The organism is Massilia rubra, assembly GCF_011682065.1.
Taxonomy (GTDB): Bacteria; Pseudomonadota; Gammaproteobacteria; order Burkholderiales; family Burkholderiaceae_D; genus Telluria_A; species Telluria_A rubra.
In genome coordinates this window covers 141,934-157,387 of sequence record NZ_VUYU01000006.1, presented here as the reverse complement: position 1 = coordinate 157,387, position 15,454 = coordinate 141,934, and the positions used below count along the sequence as shown (strand labels likewise).

15 protein-coding genes and 2 tRNA genes are annotated in these 15,454 nt (G+C 62.4%); 15 read left to right on the top strand and 2 right to left on the bottom strand.

Annotated features, from left to right (window positions below):
• Positions 1 to 116 precede the first annotated feature (116 nt).
• Complete coding sequence (locus F0185_RS11045; protein ID WP_166888622.1) at positions 117 to 587, bottom strand: YhbY family RNA-binding protein; 471 nt, start codon at positions 585 to 587, stop codon at positions 117 to 119.
• Between the two features lie 41 nt (positions 588 to 628).
• On the opposite strand from F0185_RS11045, the gene F0185_RS11040 reads away from it, so the two are divergent.
• The 10 genes from F0185_RS11040 to F0185_RS10995 all read left to right on the top strand — a co-directional run bounded on the left by F0185_RS11040 (position 629) and on the right by F0185_RS10995 (position 8,255).
• Positions 629 to 1,315: an RlmE family RNA methyltransferase gene (locus tag F0185_RS11040; protein ID WP_166888625.1), complete on the top strand. Its 687-nt coding sequence runs from the start codon at positions 629 to 631 to the stop codon at positions 1,313 to 1,315.
• Between the two features lie 192 nt (positions 1,316 to 1,507).
• Positions 1,508 to 3,397, top strand: coding sequence for an ATP-dependent zinc metalloprotease FtsH (ftsH, locus tag F0185_RS11035; RefSeq protein WP_167224327.1), 1,890 nt, complete (start codon positions 1,508 to 1,510; stop codon positions 3,395 to 3,397).
• A 97-nt stretch (positions 3,398 to 3,494) separates the two neighbouring features.
• Positions 3,495 to 4,358: a dihydropteroate synthase gene (gene folP / locus F0185_RS11030; RefSeq protein ID WP_167224325.1), complete on the top strand. Its 864-nt coding sequence runs from the start codon at positions 3,495 to 3,497 to the stop codon at positions 4,356 to 4,358.
• Positions 4,359 to 4,368: 10 nt separating this feature from the next.
• Complete coding sequence (gene glmM, locus F0185_RS11025) at positions 4,369 to 5,706, top strand: phosphoglucosamine mutase (protein WP_167224323.1); 1,338 nt, start codon at positions 4,369 to 4,371, stop codon at positions 5,704 to 5,706.
• Between the two features lie 157 nt (positions 5,707 to 5,863).
• A tRNA-Pro gene (locus F0185_RS11020) sits at positions 5,864 to 5,940 on the top strand.
• Positions 5,941 to 6,048: 108 nt separating this feature from the next.
• A tRNA-Arg gene (locus tag F0185_RS11015) sits at positions 6,049 to 6,123 on the top strand.
• A 109-nt stretch (positions 6,124 to 6,232) separates the two neighbouring features.
• Complete coding sequence (locus F0185_RS11010) at positions 6,233 to 6,886, top strand: M949_RS01915 family surface polysaccharide biosynthesis protein (protein WP_167224320.1); 654 nt, start codon at positions 6,233 to 6,235, stop codon at positions 6,884 to 6,886.
• 101 nt (positions 6,887 to 6,987) lie between these two features.
• Positions 6,988 to 7,257 carry a type II toxin-antitoxin system ParD family antitoxin gene (locus F0185_RS11005; protein WP_167224318.1) on the top strand — a complete coding sequence of 90 codons (270 nt, stop codon included), beginning with the start codon at positions 6,988 to 6,990 and terminating at the stop codon, positions 7,255 to 7,257.
• A complete protein-coding gene (locus F0185_RS11000; RefSeq protein ID WP_167224316.1) occupies positions 7,258 to 7,554 on the top strand; it encodes a type II toxin-antitoxin system RelE/ParE family toxin in 297 nt (98 codons plus the stop codon).
• Between the two features lie 350 nt (positions 7,555 to 7,904).
• Entirely contained in the window at positions 7,905 to 8,255 is a 351-nt protein-coding gene (locus F0185_RS10995) for a winged helix-turn-helix transcriptional regulator (RefSeq protein WP_167224314.1), read from the top strand.
• Between the two features lie 40 nt (positions 8,256 to 8,295).
• Here the strand turns inward: F0185_RS10995 and F0185_RS10990 are convergent, their stop codons facing one another.
• Complete coding sequence (locus F0185_RS10990; RefSeq protein ID WP_167224312.1) at positions 8,296 to 8,853, bottom strand: NAD(P)H-dependent oxidoreductase; 558 nt, start codon at positions 8,851 to 8,853, stop codon at positions 8,296 to 8,298.
• Positions 8,854 to 9,075: 222 nt separating this feature from the next.
• On the opposite strand from F0185_RS10990, the gene F0185_RS10985 reads away from it, so the two are divergent.
• From F0185_RS10985 to F0185_RS10965, 5 genes are all read left to right on the top strand, one after another.
• Positions 9,076 to 9,231, top strand: a complete 156-nt coding sequence (locus F0185_RS10985) for a hypothetical protein (RefSeq protein ID WP_167224310.1) — start codon at positions 9,076 to 9,078, stop codon at positions 9,229 to 9,231.
• A gap of 158 nt (positions 9,232 to 9,389) precedes the next feature.
• Complete coding sequence (locus F0185_RS10980; protein WP_167224308.1) at positions 9,390 to 12,830, top strand: chemotaxis protein CheB; 3,441 nt, start codon at positions 9,390 to 9,392, stop codon at positions 12,828 to 12,830.
• Positions 12,820 to 13,719: a PAS domain-containing protein gene (locus F0185_RS10975; RefSeq protein WP_167224306.1), complete on the top strand. Its 900-nt coding sequence runs from the start codon at positions 12,820 to 12,822 to the stop codon at positions 13,717 to 13,719. Before F0185_RS10980 ends, F0185_RS10975 begins: the two co-directional genes overlap by 11 nt.
• A 140-nt stretch (positions 13,720 to 13,859) precedes the next feature.
• Positions 13,860 to 14,390 (top strand): sigma-70 family RNA polymerase sigma factor, encoded by a 531-nt coding sequence (locus tag F0185_RS10970; RefSeq protein ID WP_167224304.1) that lies wholly within the window; start codon positions 13,860 to 13,862, stop codon positions 14,388 to 14,390.
• The gene (locus F0185_RS10965; RefSeq protein WP_229476906.1) at positions 14,387 to 15,352 is read left to right on the top strand and encodes a FecR domain-containing protein; all 966 of its coding nucleotides are present in this window, start codon (positions 14,387 to 14,389) and stop codon (positions 15,350 to 15,352) included. Before F0185_RS10970 ends, F0185_RS10965 begins: the two co-directional genes overlap by 4 nt.
• Positions 15,353 to 15,454 lie beyond the last annotated feature (102 nt).

Here is a 15,454-nt window from a genome sequence, read left to right as displayed (position 1 = left end):
CGGCCGCTATCCTCGTCGTTCCCGCGGAGGCGGGAACCCAAGTTATCAAGGCACTCGTCGGCTCGACAGACTTGGATTCCCGCCTGCGCGGGAATGACGGTTAGGCAACGCGGGGATTATTTCCCCAGCGCGCCTTTCTTAGGGCTGGTCTGGCGCGGCTTGGCGCGCTTGATGGTGCCGCCTTCCGTCACACGCTCATTGCCTTTGATCATGACCTTGGTCACGGACGGACGCTTGGTACCGCTTGCGCTCGCTTTAACAATGGTAACTTCGCGCATTCCTTTACCCGACTTGCTGCTGCGTTCTTTCACCACTTCCACTTTGGGACGGTAAATGACCAGCAGTTTGCCGATGTGTTGCACCGGAGCCGCATCGAGCTCGGTACAGATGTTGTCGTAGATTTCTGCGCGCATGGCGCGGTCGTCGCCGAACACGCGGACCTTGATCAGGCCGTGCGAGTCGAGGCTGGCCGAGATCTCTTTGATCACGGCAGGCGTCAGACCCGCTTCGCCGATGATGACGACTGGCTTGAGCGCATGCGCTTCAGCGCGCAGTGCGCTGCGCTCGACGGGGGTAAGTTTTTGCATAATATTTTTAGATAATCCTTTAAAAGCAGTATTCTACGCGAATGGCAAAGAACAAATTAAACAAAAACTGGTTGCACGACCACATAAACGACCCCTACGTGAAGTTAGCGCAGAAAGAGGGTTACCGTGCACGCGCCGCTTACAAGCTCAAGGAAATCGACGAGAGCGAAAAGCTGATCAAATCGGGCCAGGTCATCGTCGACCTCGGCTGCACCCCGGGCAGCTGGGGCCAGTACGTGCGGCGCAAGCTGGCCGGCAAGGATGGCGGCGGCATCAACGGCACCATCATCGGCCTCGACATGCTGCCGATGGAGCCGATCGCCGACATGCATTTTATCCTTGGCGACTTCCGCGAGGCGCGCATTTTGCGCCAGCTCGACACCATCCTGGCCGGCCGCAAATGCGACCTGGTGCTGTCGGACATGGCGCCCAACCTGTCGGGTATCCCCACGGCCGATTCGGCCCGCATGGAACACCTGATCGACCTCGCCATCGAATTTTCGCAATTCCACATGAAACCGTCCGGCGCGCTGGTCGTCAAGTGTTTTAAAGACATGGGTTTCAGCCAGGTCGTGGAGAAGTTCCGTGCCGAGTTCAAGGTCGTCAAGCAGATCAAGCCGAAGGCCAGCCGTGATAAATCGTCCGAAATTTTCCTTGTTGGCAAGGGACTGAAAAATCCTACCGACAAGAATACCGCACTGGAAGACGAATCTCCCCTTGATATTTGATGGGTTTAGCCGCACATCAGCCAAGGAAAGCCGCAAAAGGCATGGAAATTGGGTAAGAGTTGCCTGATTTTCATGGCTTTTCAGTAGTTTTTCAGCCCGGCAGCGGGGCGTGCGTGGCACCGCCTGCTTATTGCGAGTAAAATCGGCGTTCTAAAATCGGTAAAAAGATGCGCCTGCATCGAAGGAGTTTTCGTGAATAATATGTTTTCAAAATCCGCTATCTGGGTAGTCGTTGCCCTGTTGTTGTTCATGCTGTTCCGGCAGTTTGACAACCACAACGTTGCCGGCGGCAGCAAGTCCATCGCTTATTCCGAACTGCTCGATGACGTGAAGGCACGGCGCATCAAGGAAGTGCTGATCGAAGGGCCGAACATCACCGCCACCCGCACCGACGATAGCAAGGTGCGCGCCACCGCCACCTTGCTCGACCGCGGCCTGGTCGGCGACCTGCGCGACGCCGGTATTCGCTTCGATATCAAACCGCCTGAAGAAACCTCGTTCCTGCAGACCGTGATCATTTCCTGGTTCCCGTTCCTGTTGCTGATCGGCGTATGGATTTTCTTCATGCGTCAGATGCAGGGCGGCGGCAAGGGTGGCGCTTTCTCCTTCGGCAAGTCGAAGGCCCGCATGATGGATGAAACCAACAACACCGTTACCTTCGCCGACGTCGCCGGTTGCGACGAAGCGAAAGAAGAAGTCAACGAAATCGTCGACTTCCTCAAGGACCCGACCAAATTCCAGAAGCTGGGCGGCCGTATTCCGCGCGGCGTGCTGATGGTAGGCCCTCCGGGCACGGGTAAAACCCTGCTGGCGCGCGCCATCGCCGGCGAAGCCAAAGTGCCGTTCTTCTCGATTTCCGGTTCGGACTTCGTCGAAATGTTCGTCGGCGTCGGCGCCAGCCGCGTGCGCGACATGTTCGAGAACGCCAAAAAACACTCGCCTTGCATCATTTTCATCGACGAGATCGACGCGGTCGGCCGTCACCGTGGCGCCGGCATGGGCGGCGGTAACGACGAGCGCGAACAGACCTTGAATCAATTGCTGGTCGAGATGGACGGTTTTGAAGCCAGCTCCGGCGTCATCGTCGTCGCCGCCACCAACCGCGCCGACGTGCTCGACAAAGCGCTGCTGCGTCCGGGCCGTTTCGACCGCCAGGTCATGGTGGGCTTGCCCGACATCCGCGGCCGCGAACAGATTCTCAATGTGCACATGCGCAAGGTGCCTATCGGCGCCGACGTCAAGGCCGACATCCTGGCACGCGGTACGCCTGGCTTCTCGGGCGCCGACCTGGCCAACCTGGTCAATGAAGCAGCCCTGTTCGCCGCGCGCCGCAGCAAGCGCCTGGTGGAAATGAGCGACTTCGAAGACGCGAAAGACAAGATCTACATGGGTCCTGAGCGCAAATCGATGGTCATGCGTGAAGAAGAGCGCCGCAACACCGCGTATCACGAATCCGGCCACGCCGTCATCGCCAAGCTGTTGCCGAAGGCCGATCCGGTCCACAAGGTCACGATCATGCCGCGCGGTTATGCCCTGGGCCTGACCTGGCAGTTGCCTGAGCATGATGTGCTGTCCGGCTACAAGGACAAGATGCTGGAAGAAATCTCGATCCTGTTCGGTGGTCGTATCGCCGAAGAACTGTTTGTCGGTCAAATGTCGACCGGCGCGTCGAACGACTTCTCGCGTGCCACCAAACTGGCGCGCTCGATGGTGACGCGTTTCGGCATGAGCGACAGCATGGGCGTGATGGTCTACGAAGATAGCGAAAACGAAGGTTTCTTCGGCGGCGCCACCAAGACCATTTCCGAGGCAACCCAGCAAAAGGTCGATGCCGAGATCCGTTCGATCCTCGACACGCAGTACGCGCTGTCGCGCCGCCTGCTGGAAGAGAACCGCGACAAGGTCGAAAAAATGACCCAGGCGCTGCTCGACTGGGAAACCATCGACGCCGACCAGATCAACGACATCATGGCCGGCAACGAGCCACGCGAGCCGAAGTCGGGTGTCCTGACCAAGCGCACGCCGCCTCCGGGCGACAGCGGTCCGGGCGGCGTTTCACCGAACGCGACAGCACCGGCGTAAATCTCTCCGATTCTTGCAAGCTTGTATATAATGCCGTTCAGACAAGACTGAGCGGCATTTTTTATGGTCGATCGATTAACATCATGATGTAAACGCAATGCGACAATATTTTCAATGCGGCCGCTTCGGCTTCGATATGGCGGCCACACCCCTGGTCATGGGCATTCTCAACGTCACGCCCGACTCGTTTTCGGACGGCGGACGCTTCGGCTCGCTCGAATTTGCCCTCTCGCGCGCCGAAGAAATGGTAAGCGAAGGCGTCGACCTGATCGATATCGGCGGCGAATCGAGCCGTCCGGGCGCGCCCGCGCTGGCCCTCGATGAAGAATTGCGCCGTGTGATGCCGGTGCTGTATGCGCTGCGCGATCTCGGCAAGCCTTTGTCGATCGACACCTACAAGCCCGAGGTGATGCGCGAGGCGATCCTGGCCGGGGTCGACATGATCAACGATATCAACGCCTTCCGGGCGCCCGGCGCCCTGGAAGCGGTGGCGGGCAGCGACTGCGCGCTGTGCGTGATGCATATGCAAAGTTCGCCGCAGACCATGCAGCAGTCCCCAAGCTACGCCGACGTGGTGCGCGAGGTGACGGATTTTTTGCGCGAGCGCATCGAGGCCATGCTGGCCATCGGCATCGAACGCCAGCGCATCTGCATCGATCCGGGTTTTGGTTTCGGCAAGACGGTGGAACACAACTACGCCTTGTTGCGCAACATCGGCAAGCTGGGGCGCGAACTCGGCTTGCCGGTGCTGGCGGGGGTGTCGCGCAAGTCGATGATCGGGGCCGTGACCGGCAAGCCGGTCGAGCAGCGCCTGGCCGGCAGTCTTGCCGGCGCACTGGCTGCGGTGGCGCAGGGCGCGCGCATCGTGCGCGTGCATGATGTTACTGAAACAGTCGATGCACTTAAAGTGTGGCAAGCCGCCACCACGCATTCTTCATTAACTAATTCAATCACTGAGTAAAAGAGAAAACATGGCACGTAAATATTTCGGTACGGACGGTGTGCGCGGGCTGGTGGGCGTGGCGCCGATCACCCCTGATTTCGTGATGCGCCTCGGCTACGCCGCTGGTAAAGTCCTGGCCAAAACCAACGCCGCCTCGGGTCGTCCGACGGTCCTGATCGGCAAGGACACCCGGATCTCGGGTTACATGCTCGAATCGGCCCTGGAAGCGGGCTTCAACGCCGCCGGCGTGGACGTGATGCTGGCCGGCCCGATGCCGACCCCGGCCGTGGCCTACCTGACGCGCGCGCTGCGCCTGTCCGCCGGTGTCGTCATTTCCGCTTCGCACAACCCGTTCCAGGACAACGGCATCAAGTTCTTCTCCGAGCACGGCACCAAGCTGCCGGACGCGGTCGAGCAAGAAATCGAAGCCATGATCGACTTGCCGATGGAATGCGTGCCGGCCGAAAAGCTGGGCCGCGCCAAGCGCCTGGAAGACGCCAAGGGCCGCTACATCGAATTTTGCAAGAGCACCTTCCCGAACGAGCTGGACCTGCGCGGCCTGCGCATCGTGCTCGATTGCGCGCACGGCGCCGCCTACCATATCGCACCGCACGTGTTCCACGAGCTGGGCGCGGAAGTCATCGCCATCGGCAACAAGCCGAACGGCTTTAACATCAACGACGGCTTCGGCGCGACCGCGCCGAAAGCCATGGCCGCGGCCGTGCTCGAACACCGCGCCGACCTCGGCATCGCACTCGACGGCGACGCCGACCGCCTGGTCATGTGCGACGGCGCCGGCCGCATCTACAACGGCGACGAACTGCTGTATGTGATGGTGCGCGACCGCATGACGACCGGCCCGGTGGCCGGCGCGGTCGGGACCCTGATGACGAACATGGCGCTGGAAGTGGCGTTCAAGGAACTCGGCGTCGGCTTCGCGCGCGCCAAGGTCGGCGACCGCTATGTGCTGGAAGTGATGAAAGAGAACGGCTGGCTGTTCGGCGGCGAAGGCTCGGGTCACTTGCTGGCGCTCGACAAGCACACCACCGGCGACGGTATTGTCTCCGCGCTGCAAGTGCTGTCGGCGCTCAAGCGCAGCGGCAAGAGCCTGGACAAGTGCTGCAAGGAACTGACCTTGTATCCGCAGACCTTGATTAACGTGAAGGTGCCGTCCGGTTTCGACTGGACCAAGCATCCGGACATGGTGGCCGAGAAAGAAGCCGTGGAAGCGGAACTGGGCGATACGGGTCGCGTGCTGATCCGCGCATCGGGTACCGAGCCGCTGATCCGCGTGATGGTCGAAGCGAAGAACGCGCAGGTCGCCGAATCGACCGCGCGCCGGATTGCCAACAAGGTGCCGGCGTAATCGAGCAGTAGCGGCGGGGAGGGCGCGTCCGTCGATGGACGCGCCGGCAGGCGGATTCGTGGTGCTTGAAGCTAGTTTTCCTGTTTTCAACATTTCACAGAAAACTTCACGATGTGCCGTTGACGTTTGCGATTGCCCCGACGTATAATAATGTCTTCGGAGTGTGGCGCAGTCCGGTAGCGCACCTGGTTTGGGACCAGGGGGTCCAAGGTTCGAATCCTTGTACTCCGACCAAGTTAAAGACGGGCTGTCATTCATTTGACAGCCCGTTTTCATTTCCGCAGGGGTTCTTCCTTGCGGAAAATTGCCCTCAGCTCGGGTAAGATATCGCTACGATCAACACCGCCTGTCGTTCAACGGATAGGACCTCGCTCTTCTAAAGCGATCATGGGGGTTCGATTCCCTCCAGGCGGACCATCTTCCCGGCTTGTATCCCTGTTCCAGCGAACAAGCAAAAGAGTAAGCCCCTCCATTCCACTTCCGTGAAATGCGCATCGCCCACCGTTTCGCGAATATCACCTCAATCATGCCAATCAAATCCGCCGTTTCCGTGCTGCCTCTGTGCCTGCTGTTATTTTTCGCAGCATCGCTGCCGGCGCATGCCGCCGTGCAGCACGCGCCGGTCACGTCCGCGTTCCTGAAAGCCGAGCGGATCGCCGTGCCGGGCAAGCTGGTCAAGGCGGCGCGCATCGTCGATGCCGCCGGCGAGCACATTCTGGTGGTCAGCTTGCGCACCGGGTCGTCGAGCGCGGGAAATGCCACGCCGGGCGACAAGGAGGAACTCCACGAATTGTTCGCCTCGCTGTACGTGCACAAAGCCAACCGCTGGGCCCGCGAATGGCTGATCCAGGATGAGAATGACTGTCCCATCGTGGATTCATCGGCCAATTTTTTCCCCAAGTACATTACTGTCACCGACCTCGACCAAAACGGCATCGCCGAAGTCACCGTTCCCTACAAATATTTTTGCGGCGGCGGGATTGATTCCAGCACCTTGAAAGTGATCATGCGCCAGGGCGCGCAAAAATTCGCCGCGCGCGGACAGACGCAGTTGGGCGGCGAACCGGGGATGGCGTATGGCGGCGAACTGGTTTTCGATCCCTCGCTGTCGTTGAAAGAAAACGCCGTCTTCAAGGCGCATCTGCAATTCATCCGCGACAAGGTGTATATCGAACATTGATCTCAGGCGACACAGGCAGGCAAGGGGTGAACCTTTTCGTCGTACAGATGTCAAATAATGACAATTGATGCCGTATCCTATCAGTGACCGGGGAGTTCAGAATGACCATGAAAATAGCGTTAGCGCCGCAGTTTGAACAAATGGTGCGCGAAAAGCTTGCGTCTGGCATGTACGCATCGGCGAGCGAGGTGGTCCATGACGCTCTGCGTCTCATGCAAGAGCACGACCAGACGCGAGTGGCAAAGCATCTTCAACTACGTCAGGATATCGAGGAAGGATTGAGCAGCGGACCTGCTGTACATTGGGATGCCGACGAGATAACTCGGGCAGGGTACGCAAGGCGCGCCATCAAGGCAGAAAACGGTGCATGAATGGGCGCCGTTACTGTCCGTCCCCGCGCCCGGATCGACCTTGACGAGATATGGGATTTCATCGCGCAGGACAGTGTGACGCAGGCAGACGCTTTCATCGGCAGGATGAGTGCAACAATACAGCTGTTGGCCCAGCAGCCCGATCTTGGTCGATTGCGTGAGGATCTGAGCCACGGTGTGAGAAGTTTTCCTTTCGAGCGCTACGTTGTCTTCTATTTGCCCACTAAAAGTGGGGTGGAGCTTGTCCGCGTTTTGCACGGCGCGCGGGATGTGGAGGCGCTATTGCGCGTCAAATGATATTGGCGGAACGCCGGCACGGCTAGTGACGCAGTCATCGACACGGTCAACCCCCAGCGCTCCAGCCTGGCGAGCAGGTCTTCATCGTCACATCTGTTTCACGCCTGCCAAAGCCGTTCGTCTGTTCAGATCACGCCACGCTGCGCGAGCATCGGACCCGACGCGGTGCGACGCAATCGCAGCTCATCCCGCCCGATCCGCGAGGCTATAACCCGCATATTGTCCATTGCGTACAAAGCCCGCCAGGGTCACGCCGGCCGACACGGCGGCGATCAAGCCGATACCCGCCCGCGCCGATATAATCCATCAACGCGCATTCGCGCCTCTGTCACGCGGCTATGAAAAACACAATGGCAAAACGAACGATCAACTTCCCGATTGATGCGACTGTCATGCTCATCGGCGGAAAATGGAAATGCGCCATCCTGTGCCATCTGATGGAAGGCACGACGCGCTCGGGCGAGCTGCGCCGGATGATGTTCGGCATCACGCAGAAAGTGCTGACCGAGCAACTGAGGGACCTGGAAGCCGATGGCTTGATTGCAAAGCGGTCCACCCCCGGCAAGGTCCCCATGGTGGAGTATGAGGTGACGCCCGTCGGTGCCACGCTTGCGCCGGTCATTGAGGCGATGTGCAATTGGGGCCAGGATTACCTGGCAACGCGTGGCCTGACTCCGCCGATGCCGGCGCCGTGGCCATAGCGCTAGCGCGGCGGCGATCCATGCGGCCGCCACGCCGCGATCAGACTCTGCGCAGATACGCCAGATAGCCCTGCACGCTGCGTTCCAGCGCCGGCCCGATAGCGGGAATGTCCGGATCGGTCGGGTCGTATTGCGCCCCATACAACACGAACGGCGGCACGCTCTTCGCGTGAATGTACGAGAACGTCGCCGTCAAGGGCGCCAGTAATTCCTCCACCGTAAAGTGATAACGGCCCTCGCGGCAATAGTCCTCCTGCCGGATGCCAGCCGAAATCGCGAAGCCGATGCGCTTGCCTTCCAGCTTGCGATGCTTCGCTTCACGGCCGTAGGCAAATCCGGGCAGCAGCACCTCATCGAGCCATCGTTTCAAGAGGGGTGGGGTGCTGAACCAGTACAAGGGAAACTGGAAGATCACCGCCTCGTGCTCCAGCAAGCGCGCTTGCTCCATGGCCACGTCGAGCGCGTCGCCCGCGCCATACACCTGATGCAACTGGTGCACCGTGAATTCGCTGTCCCTTTCCTGCGCTTCCCGCAGCCAGCGCTTGTTGACGGTGGACGCGTCGATGTCCGGATGAGTCGCGATAATGAGTTTTTTCATGGATGCCGATCGGTGAATGTCGAAGTGCGCCCATCGTAGGCGCGATGCCAGCGGCTGTGAAGTAGGTACAAAAATGTGCCTGCCCACCCGACAGCACCCGCAAAGCGTTTCTTATGGAATATCCATGACGTTTGCCTGTTGAACCCGAGACTTTTCGTCCCCGTGTATGCCAGGAATTGGACAACATCGGAGTTCCGTCGGATAATCCGCTTGCATTGGCGCGTGAGTGCAACCGGCGCCGCCATCACGGTCGATGCCACCCGTAAATGGTTGCCCGGCGCGGCCGTCCCGACCCAAGGCAAGCTGCGTTCGAGCGCCGCCGGCGCCAGCATCGACCCGGCCCTGAGCGCCGACCCGCACCTGCTCGACCAACAGTAGCGGCGCCCGGCGCGCCAGTTTGTGCCCAAGCCGGTCGAATTGTAAGATGCCCAGGCAAGCAAGGGTACTGGCCCGCAGGTCCGAATGTTATAGTACGTCCCGACGCCTGCCGCCGCCAGCGACGCGGTTTAACTCCCACGATGTACCTTCAGCTTCCCATGAGAAAAACCAGCACGACACCGCACCCGCCCGCTACCCTGCCCGAACCACGCGCAGCCCATCCGGGCGGCACGCCGCGCGCCATCGTCGGCATCGGCGCCTCGGCCGGCGGACTCGAAGCACTCGAATTGTTCCTCTCGGGCGTGCCGGAAGACAGCGGCCTGGCGTTTGTGGTCGTGCAGCACCTCGATCCCATCCACAAAAGCATCATGGTCGAGCTCTTGCAGCGCAGCACCAGCATGCCCGTCGTCGAAATCACCGACCGCCTGCGGGTCGAGCCGGATCATTTGTATATCATCGCGCCCGATTGCGACCTGTCGATCCTGCACGGCGTCCTGCACCTGCTCGAACCGGCCGCGCCGCGCGGGCTGCGCCTGCCGGTCGATTTTTTCCTGCGCTCGCTCGCCGCCGACCAGCAAGCCAACAGCATCGCCGTGATTCTCTCGGGCATGGGCGCGGATGGCTCGCTCGGTTTGCGGGCGATCAAGGAGTGCGCCGGAGCCGTGTTCGTGCAAGATCCGGCGTCGGCCAAGTTCGACGGCATGCCGCGCAGCGCCATCGACGCCGGCCTGGCCGATGTGGTGGCGCCCGCGGAGGAGCTGGCCGCCCGCATCCTCGCCTACCATCGCCACGCGCCGTTGCCGCTGACGCCGCCCGAGCTGAGCTTTTCCGATGCCGACGGCAGCGCGCTCGAAAAAATCGTGGTGATCCTGCGCGCCCAAAGCGGGCATGATTTTTCGTTCTACAAGAAAAGCACCATCTACCGCCGCATCGAGCGCCGCATGAGCCTGCACCAGCTGGGCAGCATCGCCGACTATGTGCGCTACGTGCGCGAGAATGCCCAGGAAGCCCAGTTGCTGTTCAAGGAATTGCTGATCGGTGTAACCAGTTTCTTCCGCGACGCCGCCGTGTGGGAGCAGATCGAGAACGAGGCCATTCCCGCGCTGCTGGCCGCCCATCCGCAAGGCGCCGTCTTGCGCGCCTGGATCCCGGCCTGTTCCACCGGCGAAGAAGCGTATTCGCTGGCGATGGCGTTTCGCGATACCGTCGATCGCCTCAAGCCGGAAGCGCGTTTCACCCTGCAAATTTTTGCCACCGATCTCGACAGCGACGCGATCGACCGCGCGCGCGCCGGTGAGTTTTCCGGCAATATCGTGGCCGATGTCAGCGAAACGCGCCTGCGCCGCTATTTCGTCGAGCGCGATGGCGGCTACCGGGTCTGCAAGGAAATCCGCGAGATGGTCACCTTCGCACCGCAGAACCTGGTAATGGACCCGCCGTTTACCAAGCTCGACCTGCTGACCTGCCGCAACCTGCTGATTTACCTGGAGGCGGACCTGCAGAAAAAGCTGCTGCCCCTGTTTCACTACAGCCTGCGCCCGGGCGGTATCCTGGTGCTGGGCAGCGCAGAAACGGTGGGCACGGCCAGCGACCTGTTTACCGCCTGGCCGGGCAAGACGCGCATCTACCAGCGCCGCGAAAGCAGTCCGCGCACCGAGCCGGTCGATTTTCCGGCGTCGATTTACGGCCGTGCCCGCAAAGGGCTGGTCGAACCGATTCCGACCACCGCCCAGGTCCAGCCGGGCGGTTCCAGCGTGCAAACCCTGATCGACTCGCTGTTGCAACAACGCTTTTCGCCGGCGGCCGTCCTCACCACCGACAAGGGCGACCTGATCTACATCAGCGGCAAGACCGGTAAATACCTCGAACCGGCCGCCGGCAAGGCCAACCTGAACATCTTCGCCATGGCGCGCGAAGGGCTGGCCGGCGCCTTGAACGAAGTCTTCGCCCGCGTCGTGCGCGAGCAGGGCAGCCAGGTGCTCAGGGGATTGCGCGTGGGCGGCCACGACGGTGCGCTGCTGGTCAATGTGGAGGTGCACAGCCTGCAGGAACCGGCGCCGCTGCGCGGCATGGTCCTGATCGTGTTCTCGGACCAGCCGGCCGCGCGCCCCAGAACGCCGCGCAAGGGCCAGCCGGGCGGCGTCGAGGCCGAGCGCATGGATGCGATGACGCAAGAAATCGCCCAATCGCGCGAGGAGCTGCAACACGCGCGCGAAGAGATGCAGACCTCGCAGGAAGAGTTGAAATCGACCAATGAGGAATTGCAAAGCACTAACGAAGAATTGCAAAGCACCAACGAGGAACTGACCACCTCCAAGGAAGAGATGCAGTCGATGAATGAGGAGTTGCAGACGGTCAATCATGAATTGTCGGCCAAGGTCGACGAATTGTCGCAAGCCAGCGACGACATGAAAAACCTGCTCAACAGCACCGACATCGCCACCTTGTTCCTCGATGACGACATGCGCGTGCGGCGCTTCACCAATCGGATCACCGCCATCATCAAGCTCATTCCGAGCGACGCCGGGCGCCCGATCACCGACCTGGTCAGCACGCTCGACTACCCCTCGCTGGCCGAGGACGCCCGTGAAGTGCTGCGCTCGCTGGTGTTCCGCGAAGTGCAGGTCAGCGCGCTCGACGGCCGCTGGTTCACGGTGCGCATCATGCCTTACCGCACCCAGGACAACCGGATCGACGGCGTGGTCATCACGTTTATCGACATCAGCGCCGCGAAAACGCTGGAACGCGCCTTGCGGCTCAGCGACGAGCGCTTCCGGATTGCCATCGAACACGCGCCGCTGACCGTGTTCAGCCAGGACCGCGACCTGCGCTACACCTGGGTCCACAACTTGCAACCGCAACTGCGCTCGGGCGACGCCATCGGCAAGACCGACGCCGAGTTGTTGCCGCCGGACGACGCCGCGCGCCTGAGCGCGCTCAAACGCCAGGCGCTCGAACAAGGCGTCAGCGTGCATACCGAAACCAGTGCGCACCTGCATGGCGCGGTCCACTACTACGATTTTTTTGCCGAGCCGGCGCGCGACCATGCGGGCGCGATTATCGGCGTCTCCGGCATGGCCTGGGAAATCACGGAGCAAAAGCGGGCCGAAGCGCGTTTCCGGCAATTGCTGGAACATTCGCTGAACGCGGTTGCCTGTCACCAGTTGATCTTGGACAATGGTATTCCGCGCGATTTCCTGGTTCTTGAAGTCAATCCCAAGTTCAAGGAACTGACCGGGCTGCAGGATGCGGTCGGCAAGCGCCAGTCGGAACTGGCCGGCGCGATCTATCCCTTCAACGCGGACCTGTTCGCCGCCTGCGTGCGGGTGGCGACCAGCGGCAAGCCGGAGCGCCTGGATGTCTCCTGCAATGGCGGAGCGCAATGGATCAACTGCGCGCTGTATTCCCCCGAGCCCGGCTACTTCATTTCGGTCAAGGAAGATGTGACCGAACACAGGCGACTGGCGCACACGCTCGGCCAGGCGCTGTCGGTGTTGCGGCAAGGCGATGCGCCAGGCGCCGACCTGCAACAAATCGTGCAAGAGGCGCAGGCCATCCTGGAGCGCCGCATCAATCAGGAAAACCATCATGAGCAATGAACCGGCGCCAGCCGATGCCGAACTGCGCCTGCGCGCGCAGGAACGGCTGTCCGAACAGGGGCGCGCGCTCACTGGCGGCGCGCGGCACCTCGACAATCCGCAGCGCCTGCTGCACGAACTGCAGGTGCACCAGGTCGAACTTGAATTGCAGAACGAGCAGCTGGAAGCGGCGCGCGCCTGGATCGAGGCTGCGCTGGCCAGCTACACCGAGCTGTTCGATTTCGCGCCCGTGCCGTATTTTACGCTCGACCGCGTCGGCAAGATTGCCGAGCTTAACCTGGCCGCTGCGCGCCTGCTCGGTATCGAACGGGCCCGCGTGATCGACAAGCGCCTCGGCGTGTTTGTCGCCGAAGCCGACCGTGGCCGCCTCGCGGCCTGCCTCAAGTCCCTGTTTGCGACGATGTCCGATGCGCAGTGCGAAGTGGTGCTCGTTGCCAAGGACGGCGCCCGGCGCACTGTGGAAGTGCGCACCACCTTGTCCAATGATGGCCAAGCCTGCCGCGCGGTGGTGATCGATGTGAGCGCGCGCAGCGCCGCCGAAGGGCGCATGCGGCGCCAGGCGCAGGTCTTCACGCTCGCGCCCGATGCGATGTTCATCAGCGACCAGCAGGGCGTCATTTCCGACGTGAACAGCGCCTTTAGCGCGCTCACCGGCTACGCCCCCGAGGAAGTGCTCGGCCAGCATCAGGACCTGCTGCGCGGCGCCGACCAGGCGCCCGGGCTGGACCAGGACATCATGCGCTCGCTCGCCCTGCATGGCAGCTGGCGCGGCGCTGTGTGGCTGCGCCGGCGCGATGGTGAGCTGGTGCGGCTGACCCAGCAGATCGACAGCGTTCCCGGCGAGACTGGCGAGCAAGGCTGGGTAGGGCGCTTTTCGCAGGTCGAGTAGAGCGCGGCGCAGGCCACGGTTGCGCCATTCCGGTCCGGCGCCCTGGACCGCGCAAGGCCCTGGATCGCGCAATTAAATTGCCCGCTCACCCAGCAAGCATTACAATTGAGAATAATTCTCATTCTTAAGTGATCGCTTGCATGTCCAGTTCCCCACCTCCACTCGCGCTTGAAACGCTGTACACCGACCATCACGGCTGGTTGCGCGGCTGGCTGCGCAAACGGCTGGGCAACGCCTGCGATGCGGCCGACCTGGCGCATGACACCTATCTGCGCATCATCACCAGCGGCCGCGTGCCGCCGCCCGGGCAGTCGCGCCGCCACCTGAGCCGGATCGCCAACGGCCTCGTGGTCGACCTGTACCGGCGGCGCCAGATCGAACTGGCTTACCTTGAGGCCATCGCGCTGCTGCCGGCGGCGCACGTTCCGTCCGAAGAGGCGCGCGCCATCACGCTCGAAGCGCTGGTCGAGATCGATGCGCTGCTGCACTGCGTGCCGGCCAAGGCCCGCTCGGCGCTCTTGCTGTGCAAGCTGGAAGGCATGAGTTACCGCGACATCGCCGAGCGCCTCCAGGTGTCGGTCTCGTCGGTGGAAAAGTACATCGCCACGGCCTTGCAGGTGTGCGCCAGCGCACTGCACGCCCCGGCGCAGCAGGGCGCGATCGCGTCATGAGCGCAGCCCCGCTCGACCCCGCCACCGTCAGCCAGGCCGCCGCCTGGATGGCCCGCCTGTGGTCGGACCAGGCCAGCGCGGCCGACCAGGCTGCGTGCGGCGCGTGGCGCGCGGCCCATCCGGACCACGAACGCGCCTGGCGCCGCCTGCAAGCCGTCGAAGACAAGCTGGTCAGCGTTCCGCGCGAGATTGCCCAGCACGCCTTGCGCGAGCCCGCGGCAAGCGCCTGGGTCACGCGCCGCCGTGCGCTGCAACTGCTGGGCCTGGGCGTGAGCGCGGGCGCCGCCTGGTCGTTGCGCGGCCCCGAAACCTGGGACCGCATCGCCTCCGATCACAGTACCGCCACCGGCGCCACGCGCGCGCTCATCTTGCCGGACGGTAGCCACGTGGTGCTGGCCAGCGCCACGGCGATCGACCTGCGCTTCGGCGGCGCCGAGCGCCTGGTGATCGTGCGCGCCGGCGAAATCCTGGTCACGACCGCGCCCGATCCGATGGCCGCGCAACGCCCTTTCCGGGTGCGCACGCGCGATGGCGTGGTGCAAGCCCTCGGCACCCGCTTTCTGGTGCGCCAGCATGCGGATCTGACGCGTGTCGGCGTGCTCGACGGGGCTGTCGAGCTGCGCGCACACAACCATCTTCACGCTGCCGTGCGCATCGACGCCGGCCAGGGCGCGGCATTTTCGCAGGACCGCATCGAGCCGTCCGGGCCGGTGCAAGCCAGCGCCGCCGCCTGGTCGGACGGCTTGCTGGTGGCCGAAGACATGCGCGTGGCCGACTTTGTCGCCGAACTGGCGCGCTACCGGGCGGGTGTGCTGCGCTGCGATCCCGCCATTGCCGCCATGCGCGTGACCGGCGTGTTTTCGCTGCGCGACACCGACCGCGCACTGCGCAACCTGGCGCTGGCGCTGCCGGTCGCCGTGGCCTATCGCAGCCGCTACTGGGTCACCGTGCGCGCCCGTTGATAACGCCGTGTAAGATTTTTTGTGGAAATCGTCGTTTCGGCTTGAGGGTTTCCGGTTCTCGTTCGGGATACAAGTAAGCACTCCCGCATTCTTCCGAACTCC

Coding starts and splice junctions, on each gene's coding strand:
- F0185_RS11045 (WP_166888622.1), bottom strand. CDS start 587: ATGCAAAAACTTACCCCCGTCGAGCGCAGCGCACTGCGCGCTGAAGCG.
- F0185_RS11040 (WP_166888625.1), top strand. CDS start 629: ATGGCAAAGAACAAATTAAACAAAAACTGGTTGCACGACCACATAAAC.
- folP (WP_167224325.1), top strand. CDS start 3,495: ATGCGACAATATTTTCAATGCGGCCGCTTCGGCTTCGATATGGCGGCC.
- glmM (WP_167224323.1), top strand. CDS start 4,369: ATGGCACGTAAATATTTCGGTACGGACGGTGTGCGCGGGCTGGTGGGC.
- F0185_RS11010 (WP_167224320.1), top strand. CDS start 6,233: ATGCCAATCAAATCCGCCGTTTCCGTGCTGCCTCTGTGCCTGCTGTTA.
- F0185_RS11005 (WP_167224318.1), top strand. CDS start 6,988: ATGACCATGAAAATAGCGTTAGCGCCGCAGTTTGAACAAATGGTGCGC.
- F0185_RS11000 (WP_167224316.1), top strand. CDS start 7,258: ATGGGCGCCGTTACTGTCCGTCCCCGCGCCCGGATCGACCTTGACGAG.
- F0185_RS10995 (WP_167224314.1), top strand. CDS start 7,905: ATGGCAAAACGAACGATCAACTTCCCGATTGATGCGACTGTCATGCTC.
- F0185_RS10990 (WP_167224312.1), bottom strand. CDS start 8,853: ATGAAAAAACTCATTATCGCGACTCATCCGGACATCGACGCGTCCACC.
- F0185_RS10980 (WP_167224308.1), top strand. CDS start 9,390: ATGAGAAAAACCAGCACGACACCGCACCCGCCCGCTACCCTGCCCGAA.
- F0185_RS10975 (WP_167224306.1), top strand. CDS start 12,820: ATGAGCAATGAACCGGCGCCAGCCGATGCCGAACTGCGCCTGCGCGCG.
- F0185_RS10970 (WP_167224304.1), top strand. CDS start 13,860: ATGTCCAGTTCCCCACCTCCACTCGCGCTTGAAACGCTGTACACCGAC.
- F0185_RS10965 (WP_229476906.1), top strand. CDS start 14,387: ATGAGCGCAGCCCCGCTCGACCCCGCCACCGTCAGCCAGGCCGCCGCC.